Source organism: Pseudoflavonifractor sp. MSJ-37, assembly GCF_018917965.1.
Lineage (GTDB): Bacteria > Bacillota > Clostridia > Oscillospirales > Oscillospiraceae > Pseudoflavonifractor_A.
The window spans coordinates 156,899-174,590 of sequence record NZ_JAHLPP010000003.1 but is presented as its reverse complement, the minus strand read 5'-3'; the positions used below and the strand labels follow the sequence as shown (position 1 = coordinate 174,590).

The following is a 17,692-nucleotide window of genomic DNA, read 5'->3' as shown; positions in this document are numbered from 1 at the left end:
TTCCTCCAATCTGCGAACGAAAAGGCTTTGGGTCATGTCCCTATTATACCGCATCGCCGCTATTCTTGGAAGTGATTTATCGCACTAAAGTGATAAATTTTTTATTCGCTCATTTTACAAGATAACTCGCGTTCGATGATCCGGCCCATTTTCTCTGCTGCCGTTTCTTTGGCATCAGGGTTGAAGAATGAGGAAACGATGTAGGTCGTGCCTTTGATCTTGCGTTCGCAGACGAGATCAGGTTCTCTTTGTTCATCCATTTTTATCACCCATTTCTTTATGACAAGGCAGTACGCCGAAGCATTTCTGCTCCGGCGTACCGCCGATTTTCTTTTCTTACACTTGGTACCGTATTGTCGGACTTGGCTTGTCCTCGGCTCACCCCCGGTACACGGGAACATTCAGGTCGGTCTTGGTCGGACACTCCGAGATCGGTGATCTGTTCGGCATCTCCTGCAATGGGTCGTGGCAATACGCCTCTTACCACAAGAGGGGTATCAGCAATGAAGGTGTCGCTCTACTCCTTTGATGCTATCGTTTTGACGGACTGCTCTGACCAATCCGCAGGAGGTCTTGGCGCTTCACTTTGTCGTGCTCACCATTGCACTCAAATTCCTGAATGCTGATATGAACGGAATCCCGCCGTTTTTCAAGGTACGATGAAAGGCTCTAAAAGTTCCTCTCACTATATAGGAGGGAAATCGGCCGAAAGTTGTCATGTTTCCAAAAAATATTTTTGAAATTTTTTCAAGCCGGTTTTTACAGAGCGCATCACCGTTGCCTTGTTGCAGTTTTCCATTGCCGCAATCTCTGCATAGGAATAGCCCGACCAGAAATGCAGGATAAGCCGCTGACGCTGTTTGGGAGAAAGGCGTGATAGCCCTGCCCACACCTTTTCCACCAATTCCATCCGTTCAAAGGTTTCCTCCAGCGTTTCGGATACGCTTTTTCCGTACAGGCAGCATTCCAGCGGACGGCTGTCCAGATGCTTTCGGCGCTCATAGCGTTCCCGCTGTTCTGCACGATGCCCATCAATAAAGACCTGATAGACTTCCAGCGACACCTCCACCGCTTGCATCTGGCGATCCGCATCCGGCACCGTCACAATATAGACTGCCATTTACACTACTCGCATCAGAACGGCAATGCTGTCTGTATCATCATCGTGGGACGGTTCAGTAGTGAACAGCAGCGCCGCAGGCGGCGTAGGTGGGTTTTCCGGTGCGAGGATCAAAACACTCTCACCGGGGTGCAGCCGAATGGCACGAATCAAATTTTCCATAGGTAGATACCTCCTGCATTTTCATTGAGGGTAAACCCCTCTAATCATCGGTCATGGCAGAAGGTCAAAAATCTATACCGAGGAAAATTTTTGAATTACTTTTGACTTACGGCACTTTTTGGGTCAGTGCGATGTAGATATATCTTTTGGCGCGGCTGATAAGCTGAGATACAGTATTGGGCTTGCAGCCCATGATCACAGCGATGTCCTTGAAAGGATATCCCTCCCAATAGGCAAGCTCGATCATCCGTCTCTGCCTATCTGTGAGCTGACGCAATGCAACCGCAAGCTGCTCATTCCGGACAGTATCTACGAAGTCAGTAATCAGAACTTCCTCCAGCGGATCACTGTGCTCAGCCATGCGACAGTTCATGTAAACGAACTCATCACTCATGCTTTCCAGCGAATAGCTGTGTCGACGAAAACGCCGGTCAGCATTGCGAATGATGCGATCCTCATCTGCGACAATTTTCTTCCAGTCCAATGCAGAATTTCCTCCGTTTCGTAAGATTTTTGAAAATCTCACAACGGTGGTCCCCTGCACCGGGAATGACGCGGCGCAACATGGCAAAAGGCACTATTGCAGGTCAAAAAGACCGCAACAGTGCCTATCTCAAAAATCCCCGTGGTAAAGACAGCAGAGCCATCCGGCTCCGCCACGCGGGACAAGGGAGTTTATCTGTATGTGGGCTGTAAGCGCATAGCCGTTTTTATTTCTGCGGCAGATCAGACGGGCACGCTCTTTCACCGCCCCCTTTAGTTCTTAGAGCTTTTTAGAATATCATATAGCCGTTCCAGCTGTTTCATCCGGATTTCTTTCCTAAAACAGCATTACCGAGTTCTCCGATTGTAGATTTCAAACTGCTCTATGACGATTCTGGCGATTTTTTCTTTCGCTTTCTCGCCTTTCTCATTCTCGCCAAAGGGCAGGTCGATGTCTGTCAGGATCATCGTCTTATAGTAGTCCTTTCCACTCTGGTAGAGAACGACCAGTCCGATCCTATCGTAGAGTGCGTGAGCATTGCCGGATACCATATCCGTTTCCGGCATATTTAATGAGATGATCGCATGAAACCTGTTATCCGGGCTTTTGCATTCTACCCATTTCCAGTTCCGCAGGTCAAATGGTGAGATCTTCTTGCCGGAACTATAATCTCTGTTTCCGCTGCCGCCCCTGGTCACGACCGTCAATCCAGAATTCAAAAACTTGTCGTGTCTTTGCAGGTAAGCTATCAGGTCCTTTCGTTCCTGTTCCCGACGCTGCACATACTCCTCTTTGATCTCCGAAAAGGAAAGCACCATGGTATCAGCCTCTCTTTCTCAGACCGCCCGATCGCGCTATCAGGCAGAGCAGCAACAATGTGGCGCATACAAGTGCAGCCGTTGCAGCCAGCTCCGGAACCGATGCACAAATACGCAACCTGCGTCATTTTCGTCGTATGACCAAGGTAGAGCATCCTGCCGCCCACGGCTGCCAGCGCAGTCAGGCAGAGCGCGAATGCGATCCACAGCATCACAATGCACTTACCGGGTCGCGCATTGTAATTGTAGCGCACGATCCGTGCAGCCTTTTTGGTTTTGAACTTTCTCCTGTGCATATATGAACCATAGATCATGGCACGCTCCTATCCGTTCCACAAAGTCAGCGTCAGCGTGCAAAAAGCCAACCCTTTGCCGCAAGCTCGCACTGTTTTATATAGGCCCTCATATTTCTCAAGTCCTTTTCCTTATTTTTTGTGGAGAGCAGTCTCTCCAAATCGATGAAAGAAATCCTCCGCGGGCATGGGCTTGCCGATCTTATAGCCTTGTAGCCGATCGCAGCCGAGTTTTTTCAGCAATTCGATCTGGCTGTCTGTTTCGATGCCCTCTGCCACACAGCGCATATCCAAATCGTGGCACAGGTCCACAAGATGTCTGATGACGAGCTGTTCCCGGTCGCTGTGTTCCGCCTTATCGATCAGGCTTTTATCGATTTTCGCAACGCTGATCTGTGGCAGATAGAGCATTTCAAGGCAGGCGGCCTCGGTACCGAGGTCATCGATCGCCAGCGAAATGCCACGCTGCTTCACTTCATCCAGCCGATCGTACAGGGATTCCAACTGGATGTTTTGCGAGGATTCCGTGATCTCAAAAATAAGCTGTGCCGGATCAGCGCCGGTCTCGGAGAGGATCCGATCGATTCGCTCCAGAAAGTCCGGCTCCGCCAAAGTGTTGCGCGAAAAGTTCACATTGAACACGATATCCGGCCATGCAGGCTTCCATTTCTGGATCAACTCGCAGGCTTGCCGCAGCATCGTGAAGTCCACCATGGAGATCATGTGCTCACGCTCCATGATACCGATGAACTCCACCGGTGTGTGGATATTTCCATGGGGATCGATCTTGCGGACGAGGACTTCCGCTCCATACACGCGATCGTATCGGATACTATATAGCGGCTGCAAATACGGGATGAATATGCTGTCCCGGAACTCCTGCAATAGCGCGTCCAGATAGCCGGGGCGGCTATCCTTCCGTTCGGTATTTGCCGCGTAAAATTTATTCTTTGCGGTCTGCATTGCTTTCTCGGCCTTGCGGACGGCGATCCCCGTATCTTCCTCTTTTCCCCATACGAAACCAAACGACGCGATATTTTCCTCGTCGGACAGCGCCGCCCCCAGATCTTCCGCGGCGTGCATAAACGTCTGATAGCCCACCTCCGGCCAGAGGATCACGAATTCATCGCCGCTGATGTGGTAGATATACTGCTGCTCGATGTGCTCCTCGAGGATACCGCAGATCTTTTGAATCACTTTGTCGCCCATATCGTGACCGAGCGTATCATTGATCCATTTCAGTCCATTGATGTCCAAGAATCCTACGCCGACCGGAAACTCCTTCCCGCGCAGCTGCTCCAACGTCTCAGCATAGGCAAGACGGTTGTTCAGACCGCTCAGCGGGTCCTGATAGCTTTTTTTCATCAGCGCTTCTGTGAGCAGCCGCTTTTGCAGCTCGTTCGCGGCAATGTAGGTTACCTGCGTCAGCAGCTCCGGGGCGTCCATGTGAGCGTGAGGATCATCCACGCCCAGAAAGCCGTGCAGCTTGCCATCGGTGAGGATGGGGACGGTGATGAGGCTCTTGATGCCCTGCGGATGCAGGCAGTCATACTCGATGCGGCGGGCGGGATCGTCCTTGAGCGCGTCCACATCCTCGATGATGGTGATCTTCTTTTCCTGATTTTTGAAGATATCTACCCAAAGGGCGACGACCTCGATGGGGACCGCTTGCAGATTCTCCTTCTGCGGAGCCACCCCATCCCTACAAATTTCATAGGTATTACGGGTGAGGTTTTTCTCCCAATCGAATTCAAAGATATAGGCGCGGTCCGCATGATAGTGCTCGATGATGGTGTTGAGCATGGAATCGATCGCCGATGAAAAATCTGAGTTCGTGATCAGATCTTCGATGCAGGCGACCAGCTTTTTCTCCGCCGCCAGATCGCTCTGCACGGTATCCAGCTCGGTGACATAGCGGTCTATGTCGATGGCCACCTCCATGCGGCAGGGTCTGCCCTCATAGTCGATCACGCTGTCATGCAGCAGCATATTGCCCACCGCGGAGTGCTGACGGACCCATGTGACGCGCTTGTCCCGCAAATGCGGCAGCACTCCGTTCGTGCAGAATTCGCAGGGGTTTTCTTCGCCCTGCAAAAATTCGTAGCACTTCACGCCCGGTGCAGGTGTTCCAAAGCGCTCCCGCCCGATCCGGTTCAGATAGAGCAATTCACAGCTCGCCAGATCAGCGATATAGATGATCTCATCGATCTGATCCAATATGTTGTGAATATCCATATCCATGATCTCCTTCTCTAAATGCCCATCCCGGAGGGATAGGCGCTTAGAGAAGAAAGGGGCCGTTTCCGGCCCCTCTCTCCTTGCTCGATGGGTCGATCGTTTACAGAGCGTTATCGTAAGAGGGACGATACCGTTAGTTCTTACTTTCCTGTGCCGTATGGCTTTTCCATATCTCTGTGTGTTCGACCCTGTCATAGTCGTGCCCATTGGTGGCTTCCATGATGTAATGATATGCCCAGAAGGAGCTGTCCACATCGTTGAATGTTCTCATGTTGTGGATATGATCGGCCACAAAATCCTTGTCCGCGCGTCTTGCGAGCATCTTGTTCACGATGACCGTCACCTCTGCGCGGGTGACCGTATTGTGCGGACGGAACGTGTTATCCACGTAACCGTTGATCCAACCATAATTGACCGCCGTCAGAACGGCATCATAATACCAATCTGCATCCGACACATCATCAAAGGAGGTGCTTCCTTCAAGATTTACCTTTGCAAAGCGCGTTGCGATCACGGCAAACTCTGCTCTGGAAATGGCGCGAGTCGGAGCATACTTATCTTCTCCGACGCCCTTCAGGATGCCGAGAGATGCTAACGTATTTACAGCGGTCGCATACCATGTGTCATCCGGGACATCCGTGAACCGCACCGTCACGGCAACATTTTTCTGCCGCAGCAAGTTATAGAACATCTGCGCGGCTTCTGCTCTGGTCATATTATTGTTCGGGCCGAATTCCCCATTATCGTAGCCGTGCAGGTAGGCATTATGGTCTACCGTTTCCAGCAGGCCCGCGACGCCGGTCTCCTCTGGATCGGCGACCTCCTGCTCAGGTCTGTGTTCGGGCTCGGCCTTTTGGAACGTGGCATAGATCTCATGCGCCTTTGTCACATTCTTGAACTCATATGTCCGTACCGCTCCAACGCTCACGCCATCCACGCGGACATCCGCGATCTCATATCCCGCGTCAGCCTTGATCGAGAAGGTCTTGTCCGCGCCTCTGGACACCGAGATCGTACCATTGGGACTGATCGAACCGTTTGCTCCGGCCGTTGCTTTGATGATGTAGCTGCTGACGCTTCCACTTCCGCCGCCGGAAGAGCCTCCGACATAGGTATAGCTGGCGGTAAAGGTCATATTGCCGTTGATGACCATGGTCTTCACTTCGTCATTGGTGTATACCTTGCCCGAGGTGTCGCCGTCGAGCTTCCAGCCGTCGAAGCGGTATCTGCCGCTTGCGGTGACCGCAGGCACGCCGGTGACAGAGAGGCCTCCAACGACCGTCTGGCCGATCAGAGGATCGCTCGCGTTGGTGAAGCTTCCGTTCGTTCCGGCGTTGAAGGTGACCGTGTGCGTCGTCTTGTCCTTCCAGACTGCGTGGAGCGTGACGGTTCCGTCTGCCGAAGCCACCATTGCCGCCTTCAGCGCATCGTCGATGGCCGCGCCCGGAACATAGTCCGCCGTGGCGGCGCCCGCCGTCAGGCTCCAACCGAGGAAGTCCTTGGTGGCGCTGGTGAAGGTATCTGTGGTCAGTGTACCGGTCGTGTCGTATTCGTAGGTCTGGGGACCGACCGTGCCGGCGGCGCCCGTCAGGTCCGGTTCATACTTGATGGTATACTCGATGGGCTCATACTGGGCGACCAGCGTAACATCCTTAGTGGGTACATAATACTCTGTCGGATAATATAGCCTCGTTCCGCCTTCTTCCTTCCAGCCACAGAACCAGTAACCTTCTTTTTTTAGGTCATCCGCCAGCGTGACTCCTTTATCCCTGTTTTTCTCGACCTGCACAGGACTTAAATCCACACCTGCGGGTGCGGTGCCGCCGTTCAGCTCGAAGGTGATCGTCCAGACATCTACGAATTTTGCTTGGATGTAATAGTAGTCGTTTGCTGTATTCGCTAATTTGCTATCTACATATACCCGCAAATACGGAGCAAATTGATTGGATGCATAGAACAGCTTTTCTACGCCGTCCTTCACATGATACCCGTAGATTTCACAGTTATAGAAGTTATATCCAGACGTTCTATCATCATCGCTATTCCGGATCGTGATCTCATTAAAATCTTCGCTTGGAGGCGTTTGTGTTGCGTTGTTGTAAAATCCCGATCCGTCTTCGATAGTTCGAGAGCGAGCACCAAGCTGGGGATAATTAGAATCCAGCCATCTGTATTTGAAATATACATAGTTGTCATCCGTTCCGTTTTCGGATTTCAGTAGCGGATGGCTGGCTTTTACGCCGATTTTGCCCGGTTGCCCATTCACATAGGGCACCTTAAAGACTTCATAGACTTCACCGACATCCACACCATTGACCGTGTAAGAAATCGTCGGCTCAGCAAGCTTGTCCACAACCGTCCACACAGCAGTCAGCTCCGCTGCCGCAGACGTTGCGGGGAGCTTGGAATCTGCTTTCAGCTCATCGCCGTTCAGGTCCCAATAGCCCACCTGACCGGCAGCGGGCTCAGCCGCGCTGTCCGGCTTGCCGGGGAGCGCGTAGCCTGTGTTCAGCTTCCAGTAGTTATCGCTGTCTTTCTCATACTGGATGCTCTGGCCCCAGAGCTTCGTCTGCGTTTCCTTATCCTTAAAGGTCAGGTCAAACTCATAGGTGGGATAGCCGTAAAACTTGCTGCTGCCAGGATATTTCGTGACAAAGCTATCATAGGCATCTTTGGTGGCAAATCTCGCGACACCCCAGTTGTTCGTGTAGGGAAGGGCAAACAAGCAGTCGTTCTGGAAGTTCGTGCCGGTAAAATCCGTTTCTTCAAAGAGATACTGTGCATTCCGCATTGCCGTACGGTCATCAAACCCAATTGCCGTATGCTGCATTTCCTTGAGCGACTTCGGAATTTTGATGACAAACGGACTAGTTTTCATCGTCTGCTCGATTTTTGTCCCTTCAAGCTGGAAACCGGAATTTCCGATCACCTCCAGATTCGGAGGCAGTTCAAACACGGCAGTCGAACTGCCGCCCGCCACACGGATAAACTCCAGCTTAGAGCAATCCATGAATACCGGCGCGTGTGAGCCTGTTGTACCGGGATCATAATTGCCTACTCTTTTCAGGGTAGTCGGCAGGATCACACCGGTGATGGCTGTCTGTTTGAATGCATTGCCCTCGATCACTTCCACCTGCGTATTGGAAAGGTCAATGACGCCGGTCAAACCGGAGACCTGAAAGAATGCCTGAAGCCCGATCGTTTTCAGGTTGGTCGCCTCAGAAAAATCAATGAGCACCTGTTGACAGTTAAGTCTTTGGGGAACCAATTTCGTTCCAGCCGTAGAGTAGCCTTCGATGGTAGCATACGATCCACCGAAGTCCTTCTGGATCGTTTCTGTGGAAGCCGGGATCTTGATGGAAATGCTCTGGATACTGGCATCCGTAACATGCGTTTTATACCACTCTGGGTTGACACCGAAAAGCGTCTTTCTATCCGAACTGGACTCCCACAGGAATGCCTCGTCCTCAGAAATTACAAGCGGACTGCCCGCTGTCATGATGCCATCGTCTGCCGCGGCCGCCGTGATCGGCGGCGCGATCGACAGGACAACAGCAAACGACAAGAGCATCGATAATAGTCTTTTTATCATACTGTTCTTCTCCTTGTACTATTTTCTTGATCGATCCTCACGGGATCTCATCGCATCCAGCGGGTGAAGTCCCGCCGTGAATCACGCCATAGCAAACATTTTCCCTCCCTCTTTGCATTTAATGTTAGATATTCGCCGTTAGCGTTATGACGGTCAGTGTCATTCTGCATAGCTGTAATCAACGAAATCTGCATTTCGTTGTTTGGATGCGGCGTACCTATATGCCGTCTGCCGAAATTTTTCTAAAAAAGCATTTTTCAAGCAATTAAAGTCTTGCACAAAGGCACAGAAAACCAGCCCCACAAAATTCGTTACTATTGTGGGGCTAAAACTCATGCCTATTCGCATGGCAGGTATTGCATTTTTTCGCGTTGCATGGTATGATTTCGATGAAAATATGTAGATTATCGTCGAGGCGATTGCGGCATCAACGCACGAAATGCAGATTTCGCGAATTGTCGGAATTCCCGGCGTTTTTGCTTTACCGGCGAAATGCAGATTTCGCCTACGACACCAATCCCAGCTTGTCAAGCTGCTTCGTCTGCTCCTCGCCGCTCACGGCAAGGTAGATGCGGGTCGTTTCGATGTTGCTGTGTCCCAGCACATCCGCAAGCCGTGCAATGTCCCGGCAAGCCTTGTAAAAGGTCGTGGCGAACAGGTGCCGGAAGTTATGCGGGAACACCTTGGTCGGCTCCACCCCCGCCGCTTGACACAGCCGTTTCAATTCATACCAGACCTGCCGCCGTGTAATACTTTTTCCGCTTTTGGTGCGAAAGATCGCGCCGGAAGCGATTTTTTGTTTTTTCGCGTATTTGCTCAGCTTGCGGCACAGCTTGGTCGGCAATAAGATGGTGCGGATCTTGCCTTTCAGGGCGATGGTGGCGCGCCCGTCTTTCGCCGCTTCCACGGTGATATAGCGCAGCTCGCTGATGCGGATACCCGTCGCGCACAGGGTCTCCATGATGAGGGCGAGGCGTTCCTGCCCGGTCTCCCGCGCGGTGGTCAGCAGACGGTCGTACTCCTGCCGGGACAGCTCCCGCGCCGGGTCGCGGAACAGCTGCCGCTGGATCTTCAGGAATTTCACGCGGATAGCCCAGTTCATATAGGCGAAAAAGCCGTTGATCGCCGACAGCTTGGAATTGACGGTTTCCGGCTTGCAGCCGCGCTCCAGCAGGTGCGATCTCCAGTGTACAGCAGCCTCTTTCGTGATCTCCGCGCCGCCGATCCAGCGGGCAAACGCCGCAAGGTCGCGGCGGTATTTCTCTATCGTCCCCGCCGAGCGCTCGTCCGCCAAAAGGGACAGGCAGTAGGCGTCGATGCGTTCCTTCGTGATGATGTTGTCCATGTTGATACCTCCTGGATGTGGTATCAACAGTTTACTCCAGCGGAGTGAATTTACCCGGAATTTGTGGAGAAAAAGAAAAAACGCCCTATGGACGGGAAATCGTCCATAGGGCGTGTGCCGTTGGTTCGTTTTTTGTTTAGTCGTAGATGGATCCCATGTCCCATTCGATGATATTGCCGGAAGCCGCGTCGATGGTGAAGTCGTACTCCATCGTGCCATAGCGGATCTCGCCTTCGTACTCCCAGCGGCCATCGTCAAAGTCCAGCTTGAACTTGTAGATATTCGCAGCCGTCGCGCCGGGGACACGGGACAGGGCGGTCTGCTTTGCCGTAGCCTCGCTGATCTTCACATTGGCGTTGGTGTTCGTGTTCTGGGTCGGAGTGTAATTCTCGGCATCGTAGTCGTAGCTGACGATCTTGCCGGTGGCCACGTCGATCTCATAGTCGTACTCGGTATAGCCGGTGCCGCCGCTGACGATGAACTCGATCTCGTAGACCTGACGGCCATTCTCCCAGTCCTGCTGCGTCTTGACGAACTGCACCTGCGAAGCGGTCTTGCCCGCGTGCTTGAGCGCGGTCTGCTTCGCCTGCTCCAGCGTCACGCCGCCGGTGGGCGTAGACTGGGAAGGCTCGTTGGTGTCAAAGTCGGTGACATCGCCGCCGGAAGTCGTGCTGTCCAGACGGACGGTCTGGGTGGCGCCGTCCCAGCTCACGCTCTTGCCCATGATCTCGCCAATGGCGCGGAGGGGCAGATAGATGGAGCCGTTGTAGATCGCCGGATCGACCTTCGTGCCGTTGGCGTTCACAAAGGTGCGCTCGGTGCCGTCGATGACGATGTGGTACTCCGGGCGCAGGGTGAAGGTCACATCCGTGCGCTTCGCCGCCGTGTCCGGCGTCCCAGCCACATTGCCGGTGGTGCGCGTCCCGCTGAGAGAGGCGGTTCCGGTGGTGCCGTCCCAGTTCACATTCTTGCCCATCAGCTCGCCCACGGCGCGGAGCGGAATGTAAGTCGTGCCGTTGTAGATAATGGGATGGACTTCCTTTCCTTGCGCATTATAAAAGTCACAGGTAACGCCGTCGATGCGGACGGTCACATCCGGGCGCAGGGTCGCGGTCACATTGGTGGCGGCAAAGGCGCTCACCGTCAATGCGGCGGACAGCGCCATCGCGCAGGCAGTCGTTTGGATGAGTCGGTTCTTTTTCATGTTCGGTTCCTCCTTAGCGGTCCAGGCTCTCGGCATCCCATTCGGTGACAGTGCCAGAGGTTGCGTCGATGGTGAATTCGTACTCCGTGCCGCCGTAGATGATCTTGCCTTCATACTCCGGGCGGCCATCGTCGTAGTCCAGCTTCCATTCGTAGATGTCCTTTTCCGTCGCGCCGGACACGCGGGCAAGGGCGGTCTGCTTTGCTGTCGCCTCGGTGACGGTGGCGCTGTTGCCGGTGCCGACCACTGTCTTTGCCTCGTAGCCGGAGTTGACGATCTCGCCGGTAGCCACAGCGATCTCATAGTCGTACTTCGCGCCGTTCGCATACCATTCGATCTCATAGACCTGACGGCCATCGTCATAGTCCAGCTTGGATTTGGTGATGGTGGCATCCGCCGCCTTGACCCCGGCGTGAGTCAAGGCGATCTCCTGCGCCTTGGCTTCGTCCACTGCGCCGGTAGAGGTGTTGGTGTTCGTGCTGGGCGTGGTCTGCGCCGGAGTGGTGGTCGCGCCGGATGCAGTGGTATCCGACTGAGTGCTGTCCGCGGGCGCGGCGTTCTTATCCCGGTAGCTCGCCTCCAGCACCTCGCCGTTCTCGGCATTGATGGAGTAAGCGTAGGTATGATCGCCAGAGGTGAACTCCACCTTGTAGCAGGTCACGCCCGCCACCTCGCTGAGCGTTGCGGATGAAATATCCGCGTCTGCCGCGTCGATGTTGGCGGCGTCCAGCGCCGCTGTCTGCGCCTGTTCCATGCTGATCTTCGCCGCCTGATCTGCCACAGGCGCATTACCGCATCCGGTCAGCGCCGCCGCAAGCATGAGCGCTGTTCCAGTCAAAAGCCATTTTCGCTCCATGGGGAAAACCTCCAATCGTGCAATGTATTGCGAGAAGTGTAACAGATAGAAACATACCTTGTCAATAGGGAAACTAAAATCTGCGGTGAACAGAAAAAATGAGAGCATATCCACTTGAATATGCTCTCGCTTGATATTTTTGTGTAGTTTCAGGCATTAAATATTTGAATTTCTCTGGAAATTCAACTTCGGAAAAATCAAATTTTTTTGCCGTATAGGTCAGTTCTTCGTATTGCAGCGCTGTAATTGCTTTCCGATAGACCGCAATTACGCGTAGTGCACTTTTCGTCATATCCCAGACATCTTCCTGTAAAACAGTATTCGGTACATACTTCTGCGTCGTCTGATCCAGAATAAATCCAACGCAGGCATTGGTGCTGCCTGCAACCTTTTCTGTGTAAAGGCGAGGTTTGCTTGAATTATAATCGCCAATCATTTTTGCTTGCAGATTTTTGGAAATCACGGTCGGCAGCACTTCAAGTTTCATGTGTGTCGTACCATCTTCGAAAAACTCAAAATCTGCTGGACTCAGCTTATGGTCCAAACATTTTTGATAGAAGTCATTTGCAAACAGTCCAGCACTCTCACCATCCGCGCCTTTCGGTGCTTTCAAACCGGTCAGATGCAAATAATTATTCCCATAGAACGAAAATTCAAAGTGAAAGACTCTTTTATGTTTGTCTGTGCAAAGGAACAGCAAACTCTTTCCGTCCAGTTCTTTTTGATATGCCTGCGCGCATTGGACAACGATTTTAATGGCTTCGTCTTTTGTGAATTTTTTCATCTCTTTATCAGTCCCCAAATCTGCAAAAAAGCGGGGACGGGAGCACCGAAACGAAGGATCGTGGTGTTCCTTTTTATTTTTCTGACCTTCTCCCTTGTCTCCCCCCTCTCCACCGTGGTATACTGAGCCGGTCATCACCACCATAAGGAGGCCCCACCATGCTCCAGACTACGCTCTGCTATCTCCGGCGGGACGACTGCTATCTGATGCTCCACCGGGTCAAAAAGGAACATGACGCCAATCAGGACAAATGGATCGGCATCGGCGGAAAATTCCAGGACAAGGAGAGTCCCGAGGACTGCCTCCTGCGGGAGGTCCGGGAGGAGACCGGCCTGACGCTGGAACGGTGGCGCTACCGCGGCATCGTCACCTTTGTGTCCGACCGCTGGCCCACCGAATATATGCATCTCTACCAGGCCGACCGCTTCACCGGGCCCCTCCAGGACTGCGACGAGGGCGTATTGGAGTGGGTGCCCAAGGACCAACTCCTCGCGCTCCCCCACTGGGAAGGCGACCGGATCTTTCTGGCGCTCATGGAACAGGAGGTCCCCTTCTTCTCCCTGAAGGTCTGCTATGAGGGCGAGTCCTTGACCGGCGCAGTCCTGGACGGCGTGCCCATGGTCCGTCAGGCGGATGGACACTGGGCCCCAGGACCTCGCTCCCTGACCGATCCGACGACGTTCTAAAAATAAAAACGGACCTGAGACGAAAATCGCTCCTCCGTCTCAGGCAATGTCATTAAGTTAAGCAAATCCGCGCACACGAAAAAAAGCCCACCTCGACTTTTCGAGGTGGGCATTTTTTATGCTTTCGTTATGTGGATTGCTTGTGCTTACTTCGCGGGCAGGACAATGACCTGTCCCTCGTAAATGGTGTTGGCGTTCACAAAACGGTCGGCGTTGCGCTCGAAGATGGCCTTGTACTTCATCAAACTGGAATTTGTCAGCCTAATTGCTTCTTGATTTCAGCTTTCACTTTATCCAAATCACTGCAAGTCAAGATTGGAATTAGCCGGTTGATTTCATCAACGCTCCTATCCCACCACTTGAATTTAAGCAGCAATTCAATCAGTTCATCATCAAAGCGCTTTTGAATCGCTCTTGCGGGGTTTCCAACGACCTTTGTATATGGTGCAACATCACTGCCCACTACGCTGTTTGCACCAATGATCGCTCCGTTTCCAATGTAAACGCCGGGGAGAATCACCGCATTTTGCCCGATCCAAACATCATTTTCGATAACAGTATCTCCTTTTAATGGCATATCCGTCTTTGCAGGCGGTAACATTTCCCACCCCTCCAAGGTATAGAACGGAAATGTAGAGACAGCGTTCATCTGATGGTTTGCGCCGTTCATCACAAACTCAACCCCGGCGGCGATTTGACAGAACTTCCCGATGATGAGTTTATCATCATTCCACTCGTACAAATGTGAAACATGACTTTCAAAATCCGAATCGGCAATATATGTAAAGTCTCCAACAATAATGTTCGGATTTGTAATTGTCGGCTTCACATATATTTCTTTGTCATACCCTGCAATTGGATGGATCGTATTGGGATTTGGATGTTTTCCGTCTTTCATCTTAATTCCCTCCTCAAGTTCCGATTTGCCGGTTTCTTTCACCGTTGCCAAATCCATCATATCATGCGTTTCCATACAGAGCAATAAAAAAGATGGACCGCAGAAAATCCGTGATGGAATTTTCAGAGCATTGGCAGGACTTGTTGAGATTTCCTTGGAATGATTTCGCTCTGCTGGTTTGCGGTAGTTTTCGCTGATTTCGGTATCTATGCGCGGACTTGTTGTATGCTTGGGCGGTTTTTCTTCCGATATGCCCCGATGCGTCGCTCACAAGTCTTTCCGTCACAAGTTGTTAAGTTAAGCGCGGTCAAAAATAACACTATTTCGCTTTTTGTGAAAATCGGCTGATTTCTGATACATTCCGCACGAATGTTGAGATTTTAGGGACTATCGCGCTTTCTGCGGATTTTAGCTGATTTTGGGAACGCTTTACAGACTTGTTGAAATGCTGACGATTTCTTAACTTAACGGCTGTTTTGGGCATGTTTTTCTCAAAAAATGCCTACCCCATCAAAACACCGTCCGCTGACTTTTGATACATGGGCGGGACTTGTTGAGATTTTCTTTGAATAATTTTGCTCTCACGGTTCGCGGTGGTTTCTGCTGACTTTTCTATCTTTGCGCGGACTTGTTGTGTTGTCGGTCAGCTTTTCTTCTGATATGCCCCTATGCGTCGCTCGAAAGCCTTTCCGCCACAGCTGTTAAGTTAAGGCGGCATTTCTTTTTTGAAAAACGCCGTTTTTGAGGGGGGAAAACAGGCTTTTTGAAAAAAACGCGTTGAGGGGGCGGTGTCCGCAAACACCACCCCCTCTTTTTTACGCGGCTACGCGGTAGACAAATCCCGCAAAACCTTTCACTTTCAAATTGCGTTCGTCCTGCCGGTCGGGACGAATGGGAACTGTATGCCGCGCGATTTCTTTTAACAGCGTTTCGCCGTCCGCATTGGGTGTCCGTAAGAACTCCTTGCAGAGCATGACCGCCATTTTGAAATTGACCTTGTAGGCGTAAACGCCGTTTTTCGGCTGACGGACAACAACCTCGCGGCAAACGCGGCTTGCGAAGTTAAACGCGGTCAGGCTGGCGTAAATTTCCTGCTCCGCGAACGCGTCCGATTTGCCGTGCAGATCGACAAGGCCAAGCGTATATTTCCAGTCACAGAAGGCCGTTTCCACGCCCCAACGGAGATGATACAGTTCCCGAATATCCGCAAGCGTAAAGGACGGGGGCAGAGAAGTGGCAACCGTTTCAAACTCGCCGTTGTCCAGCAGAAAACGGCAAACGCGGAGTTTCATCGGATAGGGCGATGGGAAGTCCCAGCGTCCGCGCCGCGTTTTGGAATTTGCCTTGCTTTTCTTCGGCACTTGCAGATGAATGTAGCCGTTTTGCTTGTCCTCATTGGTCTGCGTGGTGGTGATGGTAAAACTGATGTTGCAGTCCAGCTCGCACAAGGGCAGCTTCGCCACCTCTCGCATGGCGGAGCAGCTTTGCTTGACGCGAATGAGAAAATCCGCATTGGGTTTTTCAAGGATATGCGCTATAAGATTATAGCTTTCAAAACCTCGGTCAGCTATAATCAGCGCCTTTTCTTCGAAGTCGTTGCGTTGCAACATGGTGACTAACGCGCCGATTTCATCTTTCTTTGGCTCTGGCTGTATAACCAAATCGTCAAAGGTGCGGCTTAGAATGTTGTAGAGCGGCGTGACATGAAGTTGATTTACGCCGTTTGGAATACCGTCATTCTGAACGAAGGAGGGCGATTTGGGTTACGCGGCAGATTGACAGTTGTTCCGTCTACTGCAAGTAAGCGATAGCCGCGAAACAATTCGCTATCCGTACAAGTGGAATTGGACTGGTCAAATACCGCGCGGAACACAGCAGGCGGGATTTGAGCGCGGCGCTGACTGAGCGCCGACGCGGTAGCTTGAATGCCCGCGTCGTGCAAAATCTTAGCTAAACTACCGCCCTCCGCGCCAATCAAAAGGCGTATGACGGTTTCGGCGGTCAGGGCGCTCTTGCGGGAGAAGTCCTTGCCACCGATGCTCCGTGCGGCAGTTTGAATTGCGGCGTTGAGTACCACGCGAATGGATTGTATTGACATGAGAGTTAGCCTCCGAACGAAAATTCGCCGGATGAAAGAAGAAAACACCAAACGCACCCCCATAACAGGGCGTGTACGCTTGATGTTCAAAACGCTCGCTACTTTTACTTTGGCTATGGTGGCTCTTCTCGCTAATTTTGGCTAACTCTCAAATAAAAGCAATCAAAAACTTCTAAGACTCAATCAATTTTGGCTAAACTCTCACATTTTGGCTGTCTCAAATTCTGCTTGCGAACACCGTTCACCACGGCGTTTAGTTTACTCTATCTCCATGCGACGGAAAAAGCAAGCGGATTGGGTAATTCTTTACATTTTGTTAAAATTTGCGGTTAATTAAATGCAACAGCCCAAAAAGCACCCAGCCGTTAAGAAGAGGAAAGCATCTCCCCCCCCTCAACGGCTGGGCTTTTAGATTAACTTAATGACATTGCCGTCTCAGGTCCGTTCTTTTTTGCGGTCACGCCCGCTTCCGCGCTTCTCCCAGGAAGCGCTCCTCCCGGGCCTGTTCGCTGTCCCGCAGGTGCTGACGTACGGCCCGGAACCGCTCCGGCAGCTCCTCCATGGTCATATTTTCCGGAACATCGGTGCTCCCGGCGGCCTTTGCCGTCTCATAGTACCAGCACTTGTAGTCCAGGGTCTCCAGCGTCTGCTCCAGCTCTGCCATCTGGGCCAAAAGTACCTCCCGCTGGTTCCGGAACAGCTCCAGGCGCTGGCCGATCGTCTCGTCCCCCTGCATGGTGAGGGCGATGTAGGACCGGATGTCCTTCAGGGACATCCCTGCCTTCTTCAGACAGCCGATCACCTTCAGCCACCCGTAGTCCTTTTCCCGGAACATCCGGATCCCGCCGGAGGAGCGCTCCACGAAGGGCAGGAGGCCCTCCTTATCGTAATAGCGCAGTGTGGAGGCCGGGATCCCCAGCCGCTTCGCCATCTCGCCTACCGTATAGACCATATGGAACACCCTCCCGAAACATCTTTCGAGCTTTTGTGAAAAAGCCTTGACTTGAACTCGACTTCAACTTGTATGATGGACTTGTAATCTAAGGACAGTATACCGCGCGCTCCGGCCTGCCGTCAAGGACGGCGGTGCCGCGTCCGCCTCTTTCTATGGGGA

General features: G+C 52.3%; 16 protein-coding genes. 1 reads left to right on the top strand and 15 read right to left on the bottom strand.

Going from position 1 to position 17,692, the window contains the following annotated elements; translation table 11 throughout:
- Window positions 1-101: 101 nt before the first annotated feature.
- The 11 genes from KQI12_RS08430 to KQI12_RS08380 form a co-directional block, all read right to left on the bottom strand.
- A complete protein-coding gene (locus tag KQI12_RS08430; protein WP_216572516.1) occupies window positions 102-260 on the bottom strand; it encodes a transposon-encoded TnpW family protein in 159 nt (52 codons plus the stop codon).
- 455 nt (window positions 261-715) lie between these two features.
- Window positions 716-1,120, bottom strand: a complete 405-nt coding sequence (locus KQI12_RS08425; RefSeq protein WP_216572515.1) for an RNA polymerase sigma factor — start codon at window positions 1,118-1,120, stop codon at window positions 716-718.
- Window positions 1,121-1,282 carry a hypothetical protein gene (locus KQI12_RS08420; protein WP_216572514.1) on the bottom strand — a complete coding sequence of 54 codons (162 nt, stop codon included), beginning with the start codon at window positions 1,280-1,282 and terminating at the stop codon, window positions 1,121-1,123.
- Between the two features lie 106 nt (window positions 1,283-1,388).
- Window positions 1,389-1,766, bottom strand: a complete 378-nt coding sequence (locus tag KQI12_RS08415) for a sigma-70 family RNA polymerase sigma factor (protein WP_216572513.1) — start codon at window positions 1,764-1,766, stop codon at window positions 1,389-1,391.
- Between the two features lie 347 nt (window positions 1,767-2,113).
- Window positions 2,114-2,584: a hypothetical protein gene (locus KQI12_RS08410; RefSeq protein ID WP_216572512.1), complete on the bottom strand. Its 471-nt coding sequence runs from the start codon at window positions 2,582-2,584 to the stop codon at window positions 2,114-2,116.
- A gap of 425 nt (window positions 2,585-3,009) precedes the next feature.
- Window positions 3,010-5,112: a GGDEF domain-containing protein gene (locus KQI12_RS08405; RefSeq protein WP_216572511.1), complete on the bottom strand. Its 2,103-nt coding sequence runs from the start codon at window positions 5,110-5,112 to the stop codon at window positions 3,010-3,012.
- A gap of 136 nt (window positions 5,113-5,248) precedes the next feature.
- On the bottom strand, window positions 5,249-8,707 hold the full coding sequence (locus tag KQI12_RS08400; protein ID WP_216572510.1) for an S-layer homology domain-containing protein: 3,459 nt from the start codon (window positions 8,705-8,707) through the stop codon (window positions 5,249-5,251).
- Between the two features lie 505 nt (window positions 8,708-9,212).
- The gene (locus tag KQI12_RS08395) at window positions 9,213-10,052 is read right to left on the bottom strand and encodes a tyrosine-type recombinase/integrase (RefSeq protein WP_216572509.1); all 840 of its coding nucleotides are present in this window, start codon (window positions 10,050-10,052) and stop codon (window positions 9,213-9,215) included.
- A gap of 136 nt (window positions 10,053-10,188) precedes the next feature.
- Entirely contained in the window at window positions 10,189-11,256 is a 1,068-nt protein-coding gene (locus KQI12_RS08390) for a stalk domain-containing protein (RefSeq protein ID WP_216572508.1), read from the bottom strand.
- A 13-nt stretch (window positions 11,257-11,269) separates the two neighbouring features.
- Window positions 11,270-12,112, bottom strand: a complete 843-nt coding sequence (locus KQI12_RS08385) for a PepSY domain-containing protein (protein WP_216572507.1) — start codon at window positions 12,110-12,112, stop codon at window positions 11,270-11,272.
- Between the two features lie 73 nt (window positions 12,113-12,185).
- Complete coding sequence (locus KQI12_RS08380; protein ID WP_253290923.1) at window positions 12,186-13,040, bottom strand: PBECR4 domain-containing protein; 855 nt, start codon at window positions 13,038-13,040, stop codon at window positions 12,186-12,188.
- A gap of 14 nt (window positions 13,041-13,054) precedes the next feature.
- On the opposite strand from KQI12_RS08380, the gene KQI12_RS08375 reads away from it, so the two are divergent.
- Entirely contained in the window at window positions 13,055-13,582 is a 528-nt protein-coding gene (locus KQI12_RS08375) for an 8-oxo-dGTP diphosphatase (RefSeq protein ID WP_216572506.1), read from the top strand.
- Between the two features lie 256 nt (window positions 13,583-13,838).
- On the opposite strand, the gene KQI12_RS08370 is transcribed toward KQI12_RS08375, so the two are convergent.
- From KQI12_RS08370 to KQI12_RS08355, 4 genes are all read right to left on the bottom strand, one after another.
- On the bottom strand, window positions 13,839-14,480 hold the full coding sequence (locus KQI12_RS08370; RefSeq protein ID WP_216572581.1) for a CatB-related O-acetyltransferase: 642 nt from the start codon (window positions 14,478-14,480) through the stop codon (window positions 13,839-13,841).
- Window positions 14,481-15,295: 815 nt separating this feature from the next.
- Window positions 15,296-16,141, bottom strand: coding sequence for a transposase (locus KQI12_RS08365; RefSeq protein WP_256445862.1), 846 nt, complete (start codon window positions 16,139-16,141; stop codon window positions 15,296-15,298).
- 53 nt (window positions 16,142-16,194) lie between these two features.
- Window positions 16,195-16,668 carry a hypothetical protein gene (locus KQI12_RS08360; protein ID WP_216572504.1) on the bottom strand — a complete coding sequence of 158 codons (474 nt, stop codon included), beginning with the start codon at window positions 16,666-16,668 and terminating at the stop codon, window positions 16,195-16,197.
- Window positions 16,669-17,035: 367 nt separating this feature from the next.
- Complete coding sequence (locus KQI12_RS08355; RefSeq protein WP_216572503.1) at window positions 17,036-17,530, bottom strand: MerR family transcriptional regulator; 495 nt, start codon at window positions 17,528-17,530, stop codon at window positions 17,036-17,038.
- Window positions 17,531-17,692 lie beyond the last annotated feature (162 nt).

Bases quoted from the DNA above. Each gene is read 5' to 3' on its own strand.
- KQI12_RS08430 (WP_216572516.1), bottom strand. From the start codon at position 260: ATGGATGAACAAAGAGAACCTGATCTCGTCTGCGAACGCAAGATCAAA.
- KQI12_RS08425 (WP_216572515.1), bottom strand. From the start codon at position 1,120: ATGGCAGTCTATATTGTGACGGTGCCGGATGCGGATCGCCAGATGCAA.
- KQI12_RS08420 (WP_216572514.1), bottom strand. From the start codon at position 1,282: ATGGAAAATTTGATTCGTGCCATTCGGCTGCACCCCGGTGAGAGTGTT.
- KQI12_RS08410 (WP_216572512.1), bottom strand. From the start codon at position 2,584: ATGGTGCTTTCCTTTTCGGAGATCAAAGAGGAGTATGTGCAGCGTCGG.
- KQI12_RS08405 (WP_216572511.1), bottom strand. From the start codon at position 5,112: ATGGATATTCACAACATATTGGATCAGATCGATGAGATCATCTATATC.
- KQI12_RS08400 (WP_216572510.1), bottom strand. From the start codon at position 8,707: ATGATAAAAAGACTATTATCGATGCTCTTGTCGTTTGCTGTTGTCCTG.
- KQI12_RS08395 (WP_216572509.1), bottom strand. From the start codon at position 10,052: ATGGACAACATCATCACGAAGGAACGCATCGACGCCTACTGCCTGTCC.
- KQI12_RS08390 (WP_216572508.1), bottom strand. From the start codon at position 11,256: ATGAAAAAGAACCGACTCATCCAAACGACTGCCTGCGCGATGGCGCTG.
- KQI12_RS08385 (WP_216572507.1), bottom strand. From the start codon at position 12,112: ATGGAGCGAAAATGGCTTTTGACTGGAACAGCGCTCATGCTTGCGGCG.
- KQI12_RS08380 (WP_253290923.1), bottom strand. From the start codon at position 13,040: ATGGTGGTGATGACCGGCTCAGTATACCACGGTGGAGAGGGGGGAGAC.
- KQI12_RS08375 (WP_216572506.1), top strand. From the start codon at position 13,055: ATGCTCCAGACTACGCTCTGCTATCTCCGGCGGGACGACTGCTATCTG.
- KQI12_RS08370 (WP_216572581.1), bottom strand. From the start codon at position 14,480: ATGAAAGACGGAAAACATCCAAATCCCAATACGATCCATCCAATTGCA.
- KQI12_RS08355 (WP_216572503.1), bottom strand. From the start codon at position 17,530: ATGGTCTATACGGTAGGCGAGATGGCGAAGCGGCTGGGGATCCCGGCC.